Source organism: Flavobacterium buctense (assembly GCF_014486695.1).
Taxonomy (GTDB): domain Bacteria; phylum Bacteroidota; class Bacteroidia; order Flavobacteriales; family Flavobacteriaceae; genus Flavobacterium; species Flavobacterium buctense.
The window spans coordinates 539,700-557,829 of the sequence record NZ_JACTAB010000001.1 but is presented as its reverse complement, the minus strand read 5'-3'; the positions used below and the strand labels follow the sequence as shown (position 1 = coordinate 557,829).

At 36.8% G+C, this 18,130-nt stretch carries 18 protein-coding genes; 7 read left to right on the top strand and 11 right to left on the bottom strand.

The features are described from left to right. Positions 1-19: 19 nt before the first annotated feature. The 3 genes from ICG50_RS02480 to ICG50_RS02470 all read left to right on the top strand — a co-directional run bounded on the left by ICG50_RS02480 (position 20) and on the right by ICG50_RS02470 (position 3,431). Positions 20-1,333, top strand: a complete 1,314-nt coding sequence (locus ICG50_RS02480) for an OmpA family protein (RefSeq protein WP_187659326.1) — start codon at positions 20-22, stop codon at positions 1,331-1,333. Between the two features lie 98 nt (positions 1,334-1,431). Beyond that, a complete protein-coding gene (locus tag ICG50_RS02475; protein WP_187659325.1) occupies positions 1,432-2,802 on the top strand; it encodes a PQQ-dependent sugar dehydrogenase in 1,371 nt (456 codons plus the stop codon). 5 nt (positions 2,803-2,807) lie between these two features. Next, positions 2,808-3,431, top strand: a complete 624-nt coding sequence (locus tag ICG50_RS02470) for a murein L,D-transpeptidase catalytic domain-containing protein (protein ID WP_246448709.1) — start codon at positions 2,808-2,810, stop codon at positions 3,429-3,431. Between the two features lie 18 nt (positions 3,432-3,449). On the opposite strand, the gene ICG50_RS02465 is transcribed toward ICG50_RS02470, so the two are convergent. Beyond that, entirely contained in the window at positions 3,450-3,830 is a 381-nt protein-coding gene (locus tag ICG50_RS02465) for a helix-turn-helix domain-containing protein (protein ID WP_187659324.1), read from the bottom strand. Between the two features lie 403 nt (positions 3,831-4,233). On the opposite strand from ICG50_RS02465, the gene ICG50_RS02460 reads away from it, so the two are divergent. From ICG50_RS02460 to ICG50_RS02450, 3 genes are all read left to right on the top strand, one after another. After that, positions 4,234-4,827 carry a Riean_0653 family protein gene (locus tag ICG50_RS02460; RefSeq protein WP_187659323.1) on the top strand — a complete coding sequence of 198 codons (594 nt, stop codon included), beginning with the start codon at positions 4,234-4,236 and terminating at the stop codon, positions 4,825-4,827. Between the two features lie 58 nt (positions 4,828-4,885). Then, complete coding sequence (locus ICG50_RS02455; RefSeq protein WP_187659322.1) at positions 4,886-5,488, top strand: Riean_0653 family protein; 603 nt, start codon at positions 4,886-4,888, stop codon at positions 5,486-5,488. Positions 5,489-5,566: 78 nt separating this feature from the next. Beyond that, positions 5,567-8,839, top strand: coding sequence for a T9SS type A sorting domain-containing protein (locus ICG50_RS02450; RefSeq protein ID WP_187659321.1), 3,273 nt, complete (start codon positions 5,567-5,569; stop codon positions 8,837-8,839). A gap of 121 nt (positions 8,840-8,960) precedes the next feature. On the opposite strand, the gene ICG50_RS02445 is transcribed toward ICG50_RS02450, so the two are convergent. The 4 genes from ICG50_RS02445 to ICG50_RS02430 all read right to left on the bottom strand — a co-directional run bounded on the left by ICG50_RS02445 (position 8,961) and on the right by ICG50_RS02430 (position 12,494). Next, on the bottom strand, positions 8,961-9,995 hold the full coding sequence (locus ICG50_RS02445) for an NADP(H)-dependent aldo-keto reductase (RefSeq protein WP_187659320.1): 1,035 nt from the start codon (positions 9,993-9,995) through the stop codon (positions 8,961-8,963). 144 nt (positions 9,996-10,139) lie between these two features. Beyond that, entirely contained in the window at positions 10,140-11,105 is a 966-nt protein-coding gene (locus ICG50_RS02440) for an OmpA family protein (protein WP_187659319.1), read from the bottom strand. 18 nt (positions 11,106-11,123) lie between these two features. Continuing rightward, entirely contained in the window at positions 11,124-11,723 is a 600-nt protein-coding gene (locus tag ICG50_RS02435) for a zinc-ribbon domain-containing protein (RefSeq protein ID WP_187659318.1), read from the bottom strand. A 9-nt stretch (positions 11,724-11,732) separates the two neighbouring features. After that, a complete protein-coding gene (locus tag ICG50_RS02430; protein ID WP_187659317.1) occupies positions 11,733-12,494 on the bottom strand; it encodes an exodeoxyribonuclease III in 762 nt (253 codons plus the stop codon). Between the two features lie 194 nt (positions 12,495-12,688). On the opposite strand from ICG50_RS02430, the gene ICG50_RS02425 reads away from it, so the two are divergent. After that, positions 12,689-14,506 carry a GNAT family N-acyltransferase gene (locus ICG50_RS02425; protein WP_187659316.1) on the top strand — a complete coding sequence of 606 codons (1,818 nt, stop codon included), beginning with the start codon at positions 12,689-12,691 and terminating at the stop codon, positions 14,504-14,506. A 39-nt stretch (positions 14,507-14,545) separates the two neighbouring features. On the opposite strand, the gene ICG50_RS02420 is transcribed toward ICG50_RS02425, so the two are convergent. The 6 genes from ICG50_RS02420 to ICG50_RS02395 all read right to left on the bottom strand — a co-directional run bounded on the left by ICG50_RS02420 (position 14,546) and on the right by ICG50_RS02395 (position 17,991). Continuing rightward, positions 14,546-15,346 (bottom strand): M48 family metallopeptidase, encoded by an 801-nt coding sequence (locus ICG50_RS02420; protein ID WP_187659315.1) that lies wholly within the window; start codon positions 15,344-15,346, stop codon positions 14,546-14,548. Continuing rightward, entirely contained in the window at positions 15,346-15,777 is a 432-nt protein-coding gene (locus tag ICG50_RS02415; protein WP_187659314.1) for a magnetosome magnetite crystal formation protein family, read from the bottom strand. The genes ICG50_RS02420 and ICG50_RS02415 overlap by 1 nt, the downstream gene beginning before the upstream one ends. Next, positions 15,774-16,178 (bottom strand): DUF2752 domain-containing protein, encoded by a 405-nt coding sequence (locus ICG50_RS02410; protein ID WP_187659313.1) that lies wholly within the window; start codon positions 16,176-16,178, stop codon positions 15,774-15,776. Before ICG50_RS02410 ends, ICG50_RS02415 begins: the two co-directional genes overlap by 4 nt. Before the next feature lie 3 nt (positions 16,179-16,181). Next, positions 16,182-16,520, bottom strand: coding sequence for a TM2 domain-containing protein (locus ICG50_RS02405; protein WP_187659312.1), 339 nt, complete (start codon positions 16,518-16,520; stop codon positions 16,182-16,184). An 80-nt stretch (positions 16,521-16,600) separates the two neighbouring features. Next, entirely contained in the window at positions 16,601-17,002 is a 402-nt protein-coding gene (locus tag ICG50_RS02400) for a hypothetical protein (RefSeq protein ID WP_187659311.1), read from the bottom strand. A gap of 23 nt (positions 17,003-17,025) precedes the next feature. Continuing rightward, positions 17,026-17,991 (bottom strand): 2-hydroxyacid dehydrogenase, encoded by a 966-nt coding sequence (locus ICG50_RS02395; RefSeq protein ID WP_187659310.1) that lies wholly within the window; start codon positions 17,989-17,991, stop codon positions 17,026-17,028. Between the last annotated feature and the right edge of the window lie 139 nt (positions 17,992-18,130).

Below are 18,130 nucleotides of genomic sequence, written 5' to 3'. Positions count from 1 at the left end.
TTACCTTAATTTAACTATCATGAAAAGACTCTTCTTGTTGGCCTTATTGGTTTCGGCAGTTGGTTTTGCCCAAAACACCAAAGCAACCGTACTTTTTGACTATGATCAATTCGTTTTGACTGATAATGCAAAAGAAAAACTGAAAGAAGTTGTTTCAAAATTAGATTTAAGTCAATTACAATCGGTCGAGCTAAACGGTAACACCGATGCTGACGGTAATTCAAAATACAACGTCACTTTATCGAAAAACAGAGCCAATGAAGTACTAAATTATTTAGTAACCAAAGGCATTCCGGCGGAAAAAATCCAATTGAAATTTGAGGGCGAAAACAAACCTATTGCCGAAAACGCCAGCGATAAAGGCAAACAACAAAACCGAAGAGTGGAAATTACTTTTGCCATCGCAGAAAAAGAATACACCAACACTATTTTTAATCAACTGGAAAAAGAAAGCCAATTCTTCACCGGTAAATCGAATGAAGTCATTACGATTACCGGAAAAGAAGGAACTAAAATCACCATTCCGAAAAACGCTTTAAAAAAAGCCAACGGAAAATATGCCATTGGTAAGATTGATATTGAACTCCAAGAGTTTTACCAAAAATCGGAGGCAGTAGCGGCCAATTTGCACACCATGTCTGACGGCATAATGCTTGAAAGCGGTGGAATGATTTACATCAAAGCAACTGCCAAAGGCGAAGAATTGCAGTTGAAAAAAGGTGCTGTAATGACCCTAGAAATGGCATCAAAAAACAACCCAAACGACATGCAAACTTTTTATGGTTACCCTAAAGAAGACAAAACCGTTGATTGGAGTACAGATGACAATACTATAGTAACCGAAGAAGAAAACTGGTCTACCTACGCAGTTTTTTATCAGGACGGAATAAAGCAAAGAGATACGGTTTATACCGAAAGAAGCACAAAAAAATCTTTTAAAAGAGCTACTACTGATGCAGAGAAAGTAAGCGCAATAAGCAGCACCATTTTACAATCCACAAAATTGGGCTGGATTAACTGTGACCGTTTCTATGATGTCCCTGACAAAACGGATTTGTTTGTCAATATCGATATGAAATACAAACCCGAAATCAGATTGGTCTTTAAAGACATCAATTCGATTATGTCGGGTCATATAGACAAAAATAACAGACTGGTTTTGGGCGGAATTCCGGTAGGCAAAAAAGCTACGCTTATGGCTTTTAGTTGTATAGAAAACGAAGTCTATTTTGCTACCAAAGAAATCGTAATTGATAAAAATGCCCCAGTAGGTTTGGAACTCCAAAAAACCTCTGTGGCAGAATTTAAAACCGCCTTGCAGCAATTGAATTGATTTTTTCATTTTAAAACGCAATCTTTAGCGGTGGTGATTTTTTATAACCTTTTGATTGTAATGGTTTTATTTTTAACTTTACCCAAAACCTATTAGCTATGAAAAAAATTCTACCTTTTGTTTTTGGTCTTCTGACTATGACTTCTTTTGCCCAAACCATAGGATTGCAAAGTTTTGCTACCGGCTTTTCTTCTCCGGTTGAAATTGCGCATCCGGCCAACGATGCTCGTTTGTTTGTGGTGCAACAAGGTGGTTTAATCCGAATTGTTAATGCCAATGGAACGGTGAATACAACCCCTTTCATAAATTTAAGCACTATTATAGTCTCCGGTGGTGAAAGAGGATTGTTGGGCTTAGCCTTTCATCCTAATTATGCCACCAATGGTTATTTTTATGTGAATTATACCCGTACCGGTGATGGTGCAACTGTAATTGCTCGTTATACCGTTTCATCCGATCCTAATATTGCAGATGCAACTAGTGGAACCGTTTTACTAACCGTTGCACAACCTTTCACCAATCACAATGGCGGTTCTATTAAATTTGGTTCCGATGGATATCTGTACATAGGAATGGGCGATGGTGGAAGCGGTGGCGATCCCGGAAACCGTGCACAAAACATCAATGACAATTTAGGTAAAATGTTGCGAATTGATGTAGATTCGGGTTCACCATATGGTGTTCCCGCAACCAATCCTTATGTGGGTGTAGCCGGAAATGATGAAATATGGGCCATCGGTTTACGAAACCCTTGGAAATTCTCTTTTAACAGACTGAATGGCGATTTATGGATTGCAGATGTGGGTCAAAATGCCATAGAAGAAGTCAATAAAACAGTCTTCCCTTTACCCAATACTGCCTTAAATTATGGCTGGCGTTGTTATGAAGGCAATGTGGCTTACAACACTACAGGTTGTCCTACTTATGCCTCAACTGTTGCGCCTTATGCCGTTTATCTTCATGGCTCAACCAACAGATGTTCTATAACCGGAGGTTATTTTTACACCGGAACTACTTATCCGAACTTTGCTAATAAATATTTCTTTGCTGATTATTGTACGGCTGAAATCGGCTGGATTGATGCCGTGGGCAACATCACTTGGGCTTTTGATACTACGGGAGTGATTACCACTTTCGGAGAAGACAAAGACGGAGAATTATATGTAGCCAATGGGGGCACGATTTATAAAATCATCGATACTTCATTGGGCACAGATTCTTTTGTTCAAAATAACATTCGCCTATATCCCAACCCGGTCAAAACCGAAGTGTTTTTAAAAAATGAAAATGCCATCGGATTGAAATCGGTTAGAATAATTGACTTGTCAGGCAAAACTATTCTAAGCCAAGACCTTAATGACACCGAGATTAATTCCATCACTATTTCAAACATAGCCAAAGGGTTGTATTTGGTTGAAGTAGAAAACCAGTCCGGCCAATATTTCCAATCTAAATTGGTAGTGGAATAATTGGGATGAAAAAAGTATTTTTAGGCTGTTTTACGGTAATGGCGTTGTATTTTGGATATCGATTCGGACTCAAAAACAATCTGGTGTTAAGCAGCTCAAATCCCGTTGCAAAAGACGTTATCAATCAAAGACTAAAAAAGCAAGTCGATAGTATTAAAGCCTTTATAGCCAAAAATTCGGCTTACAATAACGAAATTGCTTTTTTCATCGACATGAAAATCAAATCGGGAGAAAATAGGTTTTTTGTATACCATTTGAAGGAAAATAAAATTACAGACCAAGGTTTAGTCGCTCATGGGTCAGGATCAGAAACCGGTCAAGAAGGCCAATTAAAATTCAGTAACGTACCCAATTCCAACACCACCTCTTTAGGAACTTATTCCATAGGAAATAATTATTATGGAAAGTTTGGAAAAGCCTACAAACTGCATGGTTTAGACAAAACGAATGACAAAGCTTTTGAGCGTTTTATTGTTTTACACTATTTTGATAAAGTGCCCTACGAGGAACAATCGGAGCCGATTTGTAATAGTTTGGGATGTCCTATGGTCAATGAAAAATTCTTTAGCAGACTTGAAAAAACCGTGGACGTCTCAGAAAAGAAAATCCTTTTGAAGATATATTACTAAATCGAGCTGCTCCGAAAATCATTTTTTACTGTTTTGCAATTCGGTAATTTTAGCCAAGAGCTCCTGAATTTGTTTCTCTTTAAAGGTATTATCCAGAATTAAAGAATTGATTTGACCAATTAAACTTTCCGGAAAGCTATGGTATCCATTGGTTACGGAAATCACCTCTTTCGGGTTTTTATTCTGGAAATCGGTGTTGATTTTCTCCTCTAAAAAATAATCAAAACCCACTTCAAAAAAGCGACATATTTTATGCATGAGTATAAAATCAACCGATTTATCTACATTACTTTCAATATGACAGAGCTTGGATTGTGATATTCCTAAAATTGTAGAAAGCTCCATTTGAGAAAGTCTTTTGTGTTCTCTCAACCGCTTAATCTTGATGCCAATCTCCATAATTTATTCGTTTTCGGATTAATAATATTCATTATTAAATAGAATTTTACTACAAATATAACTATATTTGAATAATTTTATACGTTAAATAGTACAAGTATTCTGTCGCCATCTCTAAGCCCATTATTCCGACTAGGCTTTCTTAAGGAACATAAAAAACAGAAAGCTTATTTTATTTGTAATTATTTTCCGTTATATTTGAATTGCAAAATTTCAATTCCGTCCTTTTAGGACAAATACCACTTCAAGTCCTTTTCGATCCTACCGTAAACTTTTTTTAAGTTGATAGGTTCGTTTACCAAAACTCAATTCATTTTTAAGAATCAAAGCTTTTTGATTCAGGAATAAAATTCGTAAACCAATTGGCTTACTTAAATCAGTAATAACATTAAAACATTTGAATATGAAAAATCTAATTACAGTACTACTACTTGCCCTCTTAAGCGGTTGCTCAAACGATTCAAACAGCAATCCTGAAGGACAATTACCACCCATAACTCAAACCGGGGCTAATACTTTTGGTGTAACCATCAAGGGTAAAGTATATATTCCTAGAGACCCAACAGGTGTTACTGTAGGTCCTCAAGGGCATGGTGTAATTTTTACGGGAAGTGACATTGGCACTTGGAGAGAAATAATTGTAGTTGATGGTGCAAGTGCTGTAGGTTTTAAAATGGTAATCCATTTTAAAGATTTGGTAAATCAAGGTGTAGGGACATATCAACTTAAACAAAGTGATTTTCATGACAATATTGATAGTGCTCCTATCGATCATATTTATTTTAAAATTTGGGATGATGAGATAAGCAACTATGCCTATTATGGTTCCGTTGAAAATCAAGGAGAAATAAAAGTAACCAAAAGAGATAGTGGAATCTTGTCTGGCACTTTCAAAGGAATATTTGCAAGGTATAATACTCCTACAGACATCATAGAAATAACTGACGGGAGATTTGATTTTAATTTAAACACATTGCCTACTACAATCTTCCTATAAAAAGACAAGAAACCAATTTCAGTCGAATAAAAGTTAACAAACCTTTAATCTATAAAATATGAAAAATCTAATTACAATATTACTAATTGGCCTCCTAAGCGGTTGCTCAAACGATTCAAACAGCAATCCTGAAGGACAATTACCACCCATAACTCAAACCGGGGCTAATACTTTTGGGTGCTTGATTGATGGCAAGCTTGTTAAACCCAGAGATGGAACTGGTTCTGTAGGCGGAAGCAATGCTGGAGCGAGCTTCTATGGTGGTTATCCAAACCCCACTGATTATTATGAATTAGATATTCGTGATCTAAAAAGCAATAAAACTTCTAAAATCTTGATTCACATGCAGGGTGTGCATCAACTAGGCGCTGGAAATTATATTATTAATGAATCAAATGGCATGAATAGTATTGATGGATACAATCATAATTATATTCATTGTAGAGTATTTGACCAAAACACCAATAGTTATCAATTTTATCGTTCTTTCGAAAATTCAGGGGTATTAATAATCACTAAATATGATTTTTACAATAGGATAATATCCGGAACATTTAGTTGTCAAGTTAAAAATAGTGCTAACAGTACAGATATTATTGAAATTACAAATGGTCGTTTCGACATCAAATGGGATACATTATCGAACGTAGTGTTTCCATAAAAAAGGGTTGCTAGTGGAATAGCAACCCATAATTAGATTAATAAAAACAATTTTACTAACCCAAAAGCAAACAAAAGTATGAAAAAATTCTATTATTTTCTGCTGGCTTCAACTTTATGTCTTGAGGCTGGCGCACAAACTATTCCGGCCGGAGAAAACATTAGTTTAGACCAGCAACTATCAAACATCAACCAAACTAGTATAACTAGTGGTATCATTTACGAGAGAGTTATTCAAGTAGCCAATATTTATAACTTTAATGCTACACCAACTTTTAATACGGCTAACTTTAATTATTTCCAACAAGCATTGGATGAAATGAACAGGGCAAGCAATGGCACAAAATTCACTACGCTTAACAATTTCAGAAATTTAATTGCTACTACTACAGCAGAAAATCAGGTCGATTTATCCATACTGAATACACAGTATCACATTTTGAATTATAACGAAGATGCTCCAAGTCAAGGTGGACTAACATTCAATACTTCAACAAATAAGTTTGTCCAAATTAGTGGCAAGGTTCCTTTCTATATGCTAAACACCACTATTGTTTCGCCAACTAAAGATTATGTTTCGGGGACTTCAGTTACGTATAAGATTAGAAATGATTTATATTTTAAAAACGGCACTAAAAACATAAAAACTTTAGTGGCTAATTTTGGTGATGGTATAAATCGAACTTTAATTAACTCTCAAGTACTTACTAATCAAAACATAACGGTGAGTTATGCAACCAGCGGTGAAAAAATAAGCACATTTACTATTACCTATACAGATAATACGACACTTACTACCTATGGAAAAATTTTCTTTCAACTAGTGCAAAGCACAACTAGAGACGCTTTGGCTAGCTGCTTTGCAAATGACCCTTACAAACAAGACTTTCAATTACAAGCCGACATTCCTTTTACCGGCTATGTTGCCGGTGATCCAACCATTAAAGCAAAAATTGAGTATCGAGTATTTTATGGCAATACCAATACGGATAAAAAAATAAGAAAACCAATAATCATTATTGACGGTTTTGATCCCGGAGACAAACGCAAGATAGAAGATTGCGATTGTGAAAACATTCCGGATTGTTCGGCAAGAAACACCACTAATGGTTTATTTGACCCTGATAAACACAGAGCCATGGTTGATTTAATGGAGTATTACAATGGAATCGGTGCAAAGGAAAAACTTATGGACAAATTGAGGTCATTAGGATATGACGTAATAATGGTGAATCACCCAAAATACACCACCACCAATTTACAAAATGGTCAAACCGTAGCAATTGATGGCGGAGCCTATTATATAGAAAGCAATGCAATGGCCTTAGTAAAACTGCTAATTCAAACCAAACAATTATTAGTCACTAATGGAAGTACGAACAACATTGCCGTAATTGGTCCAAGTATGGGCGGCCAAATTTCAAGATATGCTTTGGCTTACATGGAAAAAAACAATATCCCTCATAATACCTATTTATGGGTAAGCATTGATAGCCCGCATCTTGGCGCCAATATTCCAATGGGTGATCAGGCCTTATTGAACTTAGTAAAAAATAGTAGCCATGAAGCTAAAGCATTTTATGATAAAGAGCTGGCTTCTCCGGCAGCCCAACAACAATTAATTGAGTTTCACAAAGAAGGATCCAATTATCACTTAGTAAATCAAAACTTTTTGAATGCCCAAACAACCTCACAAGGAATGCCAATAAACCGTGGAAATACTTTCTTCCAACAACATTACAACAACCAATTCACTAACGGTCTTACCAATTCAAATGGTTGGCCAATGAACTTAAGAAAAATATCTTTGGTTAATGGATCCCTTTCAGGTTCAAAACAAACTGTAACTGCTAACGGACAAGCTTTTTACTCTTTTGCGAATGATAATGAAAAGGTTTTAAACCTCAGAGGGTTTCAAAGAGTAAACATAAGCTCGCCTATAGGCTCAGTTACTTTTAGAATTCACATTGCCTCTTTGGAAGCTAATTTCCTCCCATCAAGTGGCAGTGGAGACACAAAAATAGCGAGGTTCAAAAAGCTATTCAATGATAGAACCACCAAATCACCCAATTATAACCCAAGAGGTAATATGGATAATGTTCCCGGCGGTTATTTTGGTGCGCAAAGTGAAATTGCTAATCCGACTCAGAATACAATTCCGGTTCCTGGAACTTATCCATTAACTAATTGGTCCGTAAATAATTTATCTATCACCAATTTTATCTTTAGTATAAGCCAAATGTTAGGAGGGTCAGAATGGTATTTACATGAATTTAATCCAATCCACTCTTTCATCCCTTCCTTTTCTGCATTGGGTCATTTGCAACCTAATCAGAATTGGGCAAATCCATTAAATACTAACTTAAAATGCCCAACGAATAACTTAACCCCCTTTGACAGCTATTTTGGTTTAAGTGAAAACACCCAACACACTTCTTTCACAAAAGAAAGTGTAAATTGGCTCCTTAAAGAATTAGCCGGCCAACCTCAAGCACCTTATTTCCCTGTAGAGCCAAATGTTTTGGTTGGTTTGGACAGAATTTGTTTAAACACTAATAGTTCCTATAGTTTTACAAACATTTGTTCCGTTCCGAGTGCAGTGATCAATTGGTCAATCACTCCAAATCTTGAAATCATTAGCCAATCAGGCTATACTATTGTGGTCAAAGGAACTGAAATTGGTGAAGGGACCATAACCGCTGTTTTTCAAAATGGCCAAAAACTAATCAAAACCATTTGGGTTGGCTCTCCAACATTCACTGAAATTGTCTACGGAACGGCCAATACAAGTCAAACTCTTTGCTTAAGTACCGGAAATAACTATAGCTATTCAATCCCTGAATTAAACAATTCAAACAAGATTAAAGCGGTGTATGGTGGCCTAACTTCATCTGAAATTACTACGGGTTCAAATTGGGAGTGGACTACCTTGAACAACTTAATAATGATTACAGGATCCGGAGACACGCGCGAAATTTGTCCAATGGGAGTTGGCCAAACCGGTGTTCGCTTTCGGGTGAAAAATGGTTGTGGCTGGAGCGAATGGACGGAATTCCCTTTTGAAATAATTGAAATCACGTCCTTGCAGAAACAAAGTCAATCCTTTTATACTATTTATCCTAATCCCTCAAAAGATATTGTAAATATTGATTTGAAAACCAAAGACAAACAACCGGAGAAACAAGCTGTCATCTCAGGAGAATTGTTTGATATTCTAGGAATTTCAAAATCAAAAATTGACATTAAAAACAACAAAGCAACACTTTCTGTCAATGGTCTGATAAAAGGCATTTACATTTTGAAAATTTATATTGATAATCAAGTAGAAAGTCACTTAATAGCCGTTGAATAATAAACAAAAAAGAAGTTTTGGTTTCCCAAAACTTCTTTTTTCTTCTAAACTATTTGTCAAAAGTACTCTAAACAGATAGTATAGGATAAAGGCACTTCAACTTTAGCACAAACTATATTGATCAAGGAGCAGGATCAGGAAATACCGCTTGAATTTTATTTATTCCGGCAATGACTTCAGGGGACAATTGCACTTCAAAAGCGGCAATGTTCTCCTGAAGTTGTTCCATTTTGGTGGCACCAATAATGGTTGACATCACAAAATCCTGTTGGTTCACAAAAGCCAAAGCCATTTGGGTTAACGTTAATCCATGTGCTTGTGCCAATTCTTGATACAAAAAGGTCGCCTTTTTACAATTCTCATTAGAATAACGACTGAACTGCGGAAATATACCCAATCTGGAATCAGGCTGAATTCCGTTCAAATGTTTCCCGGTTAAGAAGCTAAACCCTAAAGGAGAATAAGCCATCAAACCCACATTTTCACGCAAACAAATTTCAGACAAACCAACTTCAAACAACCGATTCAACAAAGAATAGGGATTTTGAATGGTAGCTATTCTGGGCAAATGGTGTTTTTCGCTTTCATTTAAAAACTTCATTACACCATACGGATTCTCATTCGAAACCCCAATGTGTTTAATTTTACCTTCTTTAATCAAACCGTCATAAACACTCAATACTTCAAAGAAATTATCCTGCCATTGGTTGTCAATCTTAGTTACCCCACGTTGACCAAACATGTTCATCACTCGCTCCGGCCAATGCATTTGGTACAAATCGATATAATCCGTTTGCAGGTTTTTTAAACTTAAATTAACCGCTTCGTGAATACTTTGCTTAGAAAAATTCAACGGTTGGCGAATGTATTCCATACCGCGATTTGGTCCGGCAATTTTAGTAGCAATTACCAAATCATCTCGTTTTCCTGATTTTTTCAACCATGTACCAATATATTTCTCGGTCAAGCCCAATGTAGCTTGACGAGCCGCAATCGGATACATTTCCGCAGTATCAATAAAATTAACGCCTTTTTCAACAGCATAATCCAACTGAGCATGCGCATCGCTTTCGGTATTTTGTTCCCCAAAAGTCATCGTGCCCAAACAGACTTTGCTGACTTTGATATCAGTATTCGGTATAGTAGTGTAGTTCATTGGTGTTGTTTTTCGATGCGCAAAAGTAAAATAATAGTCCCGTTAATTTCAACCGATTAACACATTTTTTGGAATCGTTTGAAAAAAAAGGTTCTAAGCAAAAAACTCAGAACCTTAGTCTCTTAGCACCTTAGCACCTGTCTTTTAAAACTCATTCAACATTTTGGAAATCTCATCCAATTTAGGGGTCAATATAATTTCTATTCTTCTGTTTTTGGCTTTGCCTTCCGGCGAATCGTTGCTCATAATCGGGGCATATTCACCTCGACCGGCTGCAGTCAAATTCTTCTTCTGAATGCCACTGTTTTCTCCTAAAATATTTACTATCGCTGTAGCTCTTTTAGTCGATAAATCCCAGTTACTTTCGATGCCGCCGCCAATACTTCCAAGTATTTTATCGTTATCGGTGTGGCCTTCAATCAAAACAGTAATATCAGGGTTTTGCGCCAATACTTTACCCACTTCAACCACGGCTTTTCTTCCTTCTGAACCAACAGCCCAACTTCCGGTTTGGAACAACAATTTGTTTTCCATAGAAACATATACTTTGCCGTTTTTCATTTCTACCGTCAATCCTTTTCCTTCAAAGGCATTCAGTGCTTTTGACAACGTATCTTTCAGCTTTTTCATGGCAGCATCTTTGGCGGCAATCATACTTTCCAATTCGTTCAAACGTTGCGTACTGGAAGCCAATTCGTCTCTCAATTTGTTCAACCGGTCTTGCTCAGCAGCCAGGGCTTTTTCTTTGGCTTCCAATTGGGCTAACAATTCTCGGTTTTTACTCATGTTGGTTTCCAAAGCATCGTTGCTGTTTTTCTCTAAAGCGGCATAGGATTCCTGCAATGCTTTTAAATTGTTGGTGGTAGCCGTACAATCGGCTTGCAATTTGTCTCGGTCTGCTTTTAACTTTGCCAACTCAGCGGTCAATGATTTGTTAACCGAATCAAACTCTGCATTCGCCTTGTGCAATTCATCCACTTCATCAGAAAGCGAACGATTCTCTTTTTTTAAATCGGTGTATTTGTTCTCTAAATCGTTGTATATCTTTTTAGACACACAGGATGACAGTACTGTCAATACTACTACTCCTAAAACTATTCTTTTTATCATAAGTTATCTTTTTTTATTTTATTTGTACATATCGGGAGTAACCACATATTCCATTACGTGTTCTCCATTTTTATCTGAGTAATTATATTTGAAAGTTACTTGTTTATCTCGTAATGATTGGCCCTCCGGGTTCTCCTTGGTGTTTTTCAAAAGATTGGGAAAAACATATTTTTTTACCGTATCTAAATTGATTTCAGCTTTTGTGATGTCATTCAATTCGTAGTTGTACTGAATCGTTTTTTTCGGCAATGCCTTAACATTGACCAATACCGTTATTTCATCAACCTGAAATGGACATCCTCTGTTCATGCTTTCTGCTATCATGGCCAGTTCTGTATCGATAGGCTGATTAAGCTTATCAACTCGCTTATCTAGTGCATCAACTGACGGATTTAGTAACGTGTATGTTCCAAATAAAGCAGCCCAAAAACAAACTACAAAGAGTACTAATAGTATGGGATGTAACTTTTTTTTTGGTTTATAGCCAAATACTTCCGCTGCTGTTTTTTCCAATTTCGTTTTTTCCAATTCCCTGACCGGCAATAAATGTCCGCAACTTACGCAGAACTTTACCTCCGGATTATTCTCTTCCTGACAATTTGGACAACTACTATTCATTGTTATAGCTTAATCAATTTCTACTAAAACCGGACAATGGTCGGAATGCTTTGCTTCGGGCAAAATTACTGCTCGAGACAATCTGTTTCTCATAGGTTCGCTGGCCAAACAATAATCAATTCTCCAACCTTTGTTGTTAGCTCTGGCATTGGCACGATAACTCCACCAACTGTATTGATGCGGTTCTTTGTTAAAAAATCTAAACGTATCAATGAAACCCTTTTTCATGAATTTATCTAGCCAAGCACGCTCTTCCGGTAAAAATCCGGAAACCGTTTTATTGCGAATGGGGTCGTGAATGTCAATGGCCTCATGACAAATATTATAATCACCACAAATAATCAGATTGGGGATTTCTTTCTTCAAATGATCAATGTACTCTTGAAATTCATCCATGTATTGGAACTTATAATCCAATCGTTCAAAATTAGTGCCCGAAGGCAAATACAAACTCATCACCGAGAAATCGTCAAAATCAACGCGAAGGTTTCTGCCTTCAAAATCCATATGGTCAATTCCGGTGCCAAAAACCACTTTATTAGGTTTCACTTTAGATAATATCGCTACACCGCTGTATCCCTTTTTAGTAGCCGGAAACCAATAGTGATAAGGATAACCCGAAAGTTCAACATCAAGTAACGGTATCTGGTCTTCGGTGGCTTTAATTTCTTGCAGACAAATAATATCCGGGTCGGCTTGCTGCAGCCAATTCAAAAATCCTTTAGCTATCGCGGCGCGAATGCCGTTTACGTTATAAGAAATAATTCTCATTCAGTTTACATTAGTTTTTATGTCCTTTTAATTCGGCTAAAAGGCCGCGTGTCAAAAGTAGCTAAAAACACAAACATTTGAAACCCAAAAAACATAATAAAAAATTAAAGTTTACTAGGCGATTTCTGCATTTTCTGGAAGCTATTTCAGTAGAATTACTATCTTTGTTTCTTACTCAAAAACGAAAGGTATACATGGGTTTAGTTACTGCTAAAGAAGTTGCAAAAGCAATAAACGCTGATAAATATGGGGTTTTCGGAACTTTTTGTGGCTGGCTATTAATGAAAGCTTTAAAAATTTCGACCTTAAACAAAATCTACGACCGCAACAAACATTTGAGCGAAGTAGAATTCCTAAATGCCATTTTAGACGAATTTCAAATAAAGTTTGAAATCCCGGAAGACGACTTAAAACGATTACCCAAAGACGGCGCTTACATTACCATTTCCAATCATCCTTTAGGCGGAATCGACGGTATTCTATTATTGAAATTAATGCTCGAAAGAGAGCCGAATTTCAAAATCATTGCCAATTTCTTGTTACACCGAATCGAACCGATGAAGCCTTACATCATGCCGGTTAACCCTTTCGAAAATCATAAAGATGCTAAATCAAGTGTGATTGGAATTAAGGAAACGCTACGACATTTAAGTGATGGCAAACCTTTAGGCATGTTTCCTGCCGGAGAAGTTTCAACTTACAAAGACGGAAAATTGGTAGTAGACAAAGCCTGGGAAGAAGGCGCGATTAAAGTGATTAGAAAAGCCCAAGTGCCGGTAGTGCCGATTTATTTTCACGCTAAAAACAGTCGCTTTTTTTACTTTTTATCCAAAATTAATCCAACACTTCGAACCGCAAAATTACCTTCGGAATTGCTAACACAAAAAGACCGAGTGATTAAAGTGCGCATAGGAAAACCGATATCTGTAGCCGAACAAAACGAACACAAAACCATAGAAGAATATTCAGAATTTTTGCGTCGTAAAACTTATATGTTGGCCAACTCCTTCAACGAAGAGTCCAAACTATTGAGTTCGCAAAACTTAAACCTCAACCTAAATTTAAAAACACCTAAGAGTCCGAAACAAATTGTAAAACCTGCCAATCACGACAAAATCATTGAAGAAGTGGAAGTGTTGAAACAAGGCGATTATCGTTTGTTACACAGTAAAAACTACATGGTTTTCTTAGTTACGGCAGATAAGATTCCGAATATATTACACGAAATCGGGCGTTTGCGCGAAATCACTTTTAGAGCGGTTGGTGAAGGAACTAATGAATCCATCGACTTAGACCAATACGACAATTATTACCACCATATGTTCCTTTGGGATGATGAAAACCAACAAATTGCCGGTGCGTATCGCATGGGATTGGGTTCTGAAATATTCCCAAAACATGGTATCGAAGGTTTCTACTTGCAAGATTTATTCCGATTTGAACCGGAATTGTACGGCATGATGTCGCAATCCATCGAAATGGGAAGAGCGTTTATTGTGAATGATTACCAACAAAAACCAATGCCGTTGTTCCTACTATGGAAAGGGATTGTACACACCACTTTGCGTTATCCGGAACACAAATATTTGATTGGCGGCGTGAGTATCAGTAACCAATTTACAGAATTCTCGAAATCGTTGATGATTGAGTTTATGAAGTCGCATTATTACGATCCTTATGTGGCCCAATACATTCACCCGAAAAAAGAATTTAAGGTAAAACTAAAAGACGCCGACAAAGATTTTGTCTTCAATGAAACCGAATCCGATTTAAATAAATTCGATAAAATCATAGACGAAGTAGAACCGGGAAGTTTGAGATTACCGGTATTGATTAAAAAATACATCAAACAAAATGCGCGCGTTGTGGCCTTTAATGTCGACCCATTATTCAACAATGCTGTCGATGGTTTAATGTACATCAGAATCGCCGACTTACCCGAAAGCACCGTAAAACCTGTAATGGAAGAATTCCAAGCGGAACTCGAACGAAAAGAAAAGAATTATAAATAAGTCTAAAAAAAAAGGCAACTCAGTGAGTTGCCTTTTTTATTATTCTAACTTGACCTTTTCCTGAAAAGCTTTCCAGTCTTTGTCTTTTAATGTTTGTTTGCTTTTTAGCTTTTTGTCTTTTATGTATTCCAAAATATATTTGGCGCGTTCTTCGGATTCCGGATGGTCTGAAATCCAATATAAAGCAGCATCCAAATTACTTTCCATAGCCAATTGGTACATAAAATCGGCCATAGGTTTTGGATCAACCTTCGCATTAATCATATAATCAACACTAGTAATATCGGCTTCTTTTTCCAATGTTCGGTCATAAGCAGATGACGTTAATTCTTTTAAAATTTCCCTAGCCATGGCACCGCCTTTGCTTCCGCCTGCTGCAGTTAACAACACAGAATACCCTAGTTCTTTGGATAATTTTTTCATCACGTGGTTCTTCTCAATGTGTGCAATTTCGTGACCTAAAACACCTTGTAAAGCTTCTTGCCTTTTACAATCGGCTATCAATCCGGTGTACACCACTAAATGGTTATTCGGCAAAGCAAAAGCATTGACTTCATCCTTAATAATGATGTGAACTTTTAAAGAATCGCGCTCAATATCATTGGCTTCACAGAGCGGATTAATCAAACTGTCTAATGTTTTAATGAGAGTGTCATTGGTAACAATATCTTCCGTATTGGAGATTTCATACCAAATCATGTCGCCTAACTTGTTTTCCAAATTGGTGGTTCTTTCTCTGACTTGAAAAAACTTCATAAAATCCAATTGGGAAAATCCAAACCAAACTGCGGCAAATCCCATTACTATAATTAATCCCTGAAAAATGGTTCTCTTTATCATTATGGTCTGCAAATTAAGTTAGTTACATTACCGAAGAACAAAAACTGCACGTGTTTCCCTTTTCGGGTTTGTACAGCAGCATAAATAGTCGAGAAAATCTCAAACAGGTTGAATAAAATTACGGTAAAAATATAGGCAAAGTATTCATTACTGGCTTTCTCATCAGAGAACAAAATGGAAACCGTCCACCAAAAGCTGGCGCTGTTAATTCCCAATAAAGCCATCTGTGACAACAAAGCTTGCGTACAATGCCAACGCACAAAATAAGTGCCTTTTCTGTTGGCCAAATAAAAGAAAAACGTTGCCAATAAGTTGATAATCGGCAAAGGCAATCCGGCAATCAAAGCCACTAAAGACATCAAATAACTGTTAGATGACTTTTCGCATTCGTGTTCGCCCGGTTTGTAGGGAAAAGTGGTTTCTTGTATCATAGATTTTTGTATAAATTCCAAATCCAATTGAGCAGTACTAACAGGATTAAAACAATGGCAAACCAAGGTTTTCTGATCATACTTTCTGCTTTTTTATAGGCTTTAAAAAAGGTTTCTTTTTTTAAAACAATATCGGTCAAAACCCAAAGAGGAAAAACTGTCATGATGATAGCAACAAGTATTCCAAAAGGATTGAGTAGTAGAGAGTCGGTAATTTTGCCTTCAAAAAGCAACAGTACAGCTCGAGTGGTACCACAGGACGGACAAGCATAACCGGTCACGTTTTTAATGATACACACTCCAACTGTTTCTTGTTGTTCCTTTTGAATGGAATAAAAAAGATAAATAAATCCCGCCAAACAAGCTATAAGCAACAAGGAATATAACTTATTTCGGGTCATTTATTAATAGAATGTATTTTGGAAAGATTCCATGTTTTTCTCACGAGTAGCACCCATGATTAAAAACCAATCGACAATCGCCCAAATTCCTAAACCACCACAAGTTAAAAGTTTGGCCACACCCATTCCGGTATCTCCAATCATAAAACGGTCAATCCCTAATTGTCCACCCAAAAGCGATACAATTAATGAAGTGGTTGGCTCCTTGAATTGAAGGGTTTGTACTAATCCCCATTTTGATTCGTCAAGGCTTAATAATTTTTCTCTAACAGCGTTTAAATGATGACTTTCAAAATACTTTGCGTTCATCATCATAAACATGTCCACTTTTTGTGCTTCCATACTATTGTTTATTGGTTTTGTTATTGATGGGTCTAATATATAAAATTCTTATAAAAAAATACGGTTTCCCTAAAAAAGTATTATGACTGTGCTTCTCTTTTGTAAAAAATGGTTACCGCCAACAAAAGCAATATCCCTTCCACGGTAAAGAAAAATAAGTGATTGAAAACTTCCTGAGCAATATAACTACAACCCAATCCAAAGGCCAACAACCCAATACTCATGTACAAAACCTGCAATCTTGCCACGTGTTTGCCTTCCTTTATGGGCTTGGCCAAAAAGAACAACCAAATACTCGATAACAACATCATAATCGAAGAATACAACCAAATCATCTGCATGCCTTGTGCCGCAACAGGCTGGATTTCTCCTTTTTCAATATGGTCTAAAACCGCGGGCATACCCATAAAAGCATGAGGAAAAAATTGAAGGAAGGTTAGGATTCCCACAATTAACACTAAATAATAACTCACTTTATTCATAATCAAAAAGGTTTAGTTCATATTCAAAAACAATTCGTAATTCGTAATTGAACAATTTTATCCACGATAGTCTGCGCCAGTTTTTCATGACTTTCAAACGTCCAACCGGCGATATGTGGGGTTAATAAAACATTTTCTGCTTGGAGTAAATACTCAAAAGCTTTGGGTTTTTCGCTATCGATAAAAAGATTTTCAAACGATAATTTTTCATACTCTAAAACATCCAATCCGGCACCGAGAATTTTACCGGATTCCAAAGCGGCGACCAAATCATCAGTCACTACATTTTTCCCACGAGAAGTATTGACAAACCAAAACGGCTTAGCAAAAGCATTAATAAATTCAGCATTGACCATCTTATCCGTTTCCGGTGTCCACGGAATATGCAAACTCAAGACATCGGCTTGGGCTTGTAATTCCGAAAGCGAAACTTGCTTGGCATTGGCATCTCCCACATTGGGAAGAATATCATAACACAAAACTTCTACGTCAAAACCACGCAGTTTCTTAGCGAAAGATTTCCCCATATTGCCATAACCAATCAATCCAACTGTTTTGCCTTCTAACTCATACCCTCGATTGCCTTCTCTTATCCATTTGCCTTCACGCACTAACCTATCCGCGCGATTCAATTTGTTCATTACCGACAAAAGCATGCCCAAAGCGTGTTCCCCAACCGCATTTCTGTTGCCTTCAGGCGCAGCGATAAGATGAATTCCTTTAGCTTCGGCATAGTCACAATCGATACTTTCCAATCCGGCACCGACTCTGGCGATGAATTTAAGATTCGTGGCTTTGTCTAAAAAATCTTTGTCGATTTTAAATCGGCTGCGAATAACAATACCATGATAGTGATGAATTTTAGCTTCGATTTCAGTTTTAGATGAAGAAAAATCGGCTTCATTTTGAAAACCGGCTTGTTCCAATTGTTCCCACAACAAAGGATGATTGCTGTCAAGGTGGAGAATCTTAATGTCTTGGTTAGGCATGGTGGTAAATTGAATAGTAAAGATAGTATTTCTTGGGCTATTTTTAAAAAACCCATTTTTTTTCTTCCTCCGGTTTTTCAATTGGAATGGACATTCTTTTTTTTCTCTGTGTCGTTATAAATAGTCCCAAAAAGTTTCT

Coding starts and splice junctions, on each gene's coding strand:
- ICG50_RS02480 (WP_187659326.1), top strand. CDS start 20: ATGAAAAGACTCTTCTTGTTGGCCTTATTGGTTTCGGCAGTTGGTTTT.
- ICG50_RS02475 (WP_187659325.1), top strand. CDS start 1,432: ATGAAAAAAATTCTACCTTTTGTTTTTGGTCTTCTGACTATGACTTCT.
- ICG50_RS02470 (WP_246448709.1), top strand. CDS start 2,808: ATGAAAAAAGTATTTTTAGGCTGTTTTACGGTAATGGCGTTGTATTTT.
- ICG50_RS02465 (WP_187659324.1), bottom strand. CDS start 3,830: ATGGAGATTGGCATCAAGATTAAGCGGTTGAGAGAACACAAAAGACTT.
- ICG50_RS02460 (WP_187659323.1), top strand. CDS start 4,234: ATGAAAAATCTAATTACAGTACTACTACTTGCCCTCTTAAGCGGTTGC.
- ICG50_RS02455 (WP_187659322.1), top strand. CDS start 4,886: ATGAAAAATCTAATTACAATATTACTAATTGGCCTCCTAAGCGGTTGC.
- ICG50_RS02450 (WP_187659321.1), top strand. CDS start 5,567: ATGAAAAAATTCTATTATTTTCTGCTGGCTTCAACTTTATGTCTTGAG.
- ICG50_RS02445 (WP_187659320.1), bottom strand. CDS start 9,995: ATGAACTACACTACTATACCGAATACTGATATCAAAGTCAGCAAAGTC.
- ICG50_RS02440 (WP_187659319.1), bottom strand. CDS start 11,105: ATGATAAAAAGAATAGTTTTAGGAGTAGTAGTATTGACAGTACTGTCA.
- ICG50_RS02435 (WP_187659318.1), bottom strand. CDS start 11,723: ATGAATAGTAGTTGTCCAAATTGTCAGGAAGAGAATAATCCGGAGGTA.
- ICG50_RS02430 (WP_187659317.1), bottom strand. CDS start 12,494: ATGAGAATTATTTCTTATAACGTAAACGGCATTCGCGCCGCGATAGCT.
- ICG50_RS02425 (WP_187659316.1), top strand. CDS start 12,689: ATGGGTTTAGTTACTGCTAAAGAAGTTGCAAAAGCAATAAACGCTGAT.
- ICG50_RS02420 (WP_187659315.1), bottom strand. CDS start 15,346: ATGATAAAGAGAACCATTTTTCAGGGATTAATTATAGTAATGGGATTT.
- ICG50_RS02415 (WP_187659314.1), bottom strand. CDS start 15,777: ATGATACAAGAAACCACTTTTCCCTACAAACCGGGCGAACACGAATGC.
- ICG50_RS02410 (WP_187659313.1), bottom strand. CDS start 16,178: ATGACCCGAAATAAGTTATATTCCTTGTTGCTTATAGCTTGTTTGGCG.
- ICG50_RS02405 (WP_187659312.1), bottom strand. CDS start 16,520: ATGGAAGCACAAAAAGTGGACATGTTTATGATGATGAACGCAAAGTAT.
- ICG50_RS02400 (WP_187659311.1), bottom strand. CDS start 17,002: ATGAATAAAGTGAGTTATTATTTAGTGTTAATTGTGGGAATCCTAACC.
- ICG50_RS02395 (WP_187659310.1), bottom strand. CDS start 17,991: ATGCCTAACCAAGACATTAAGATTCTCCACCTTGACAGCAATCATCCT.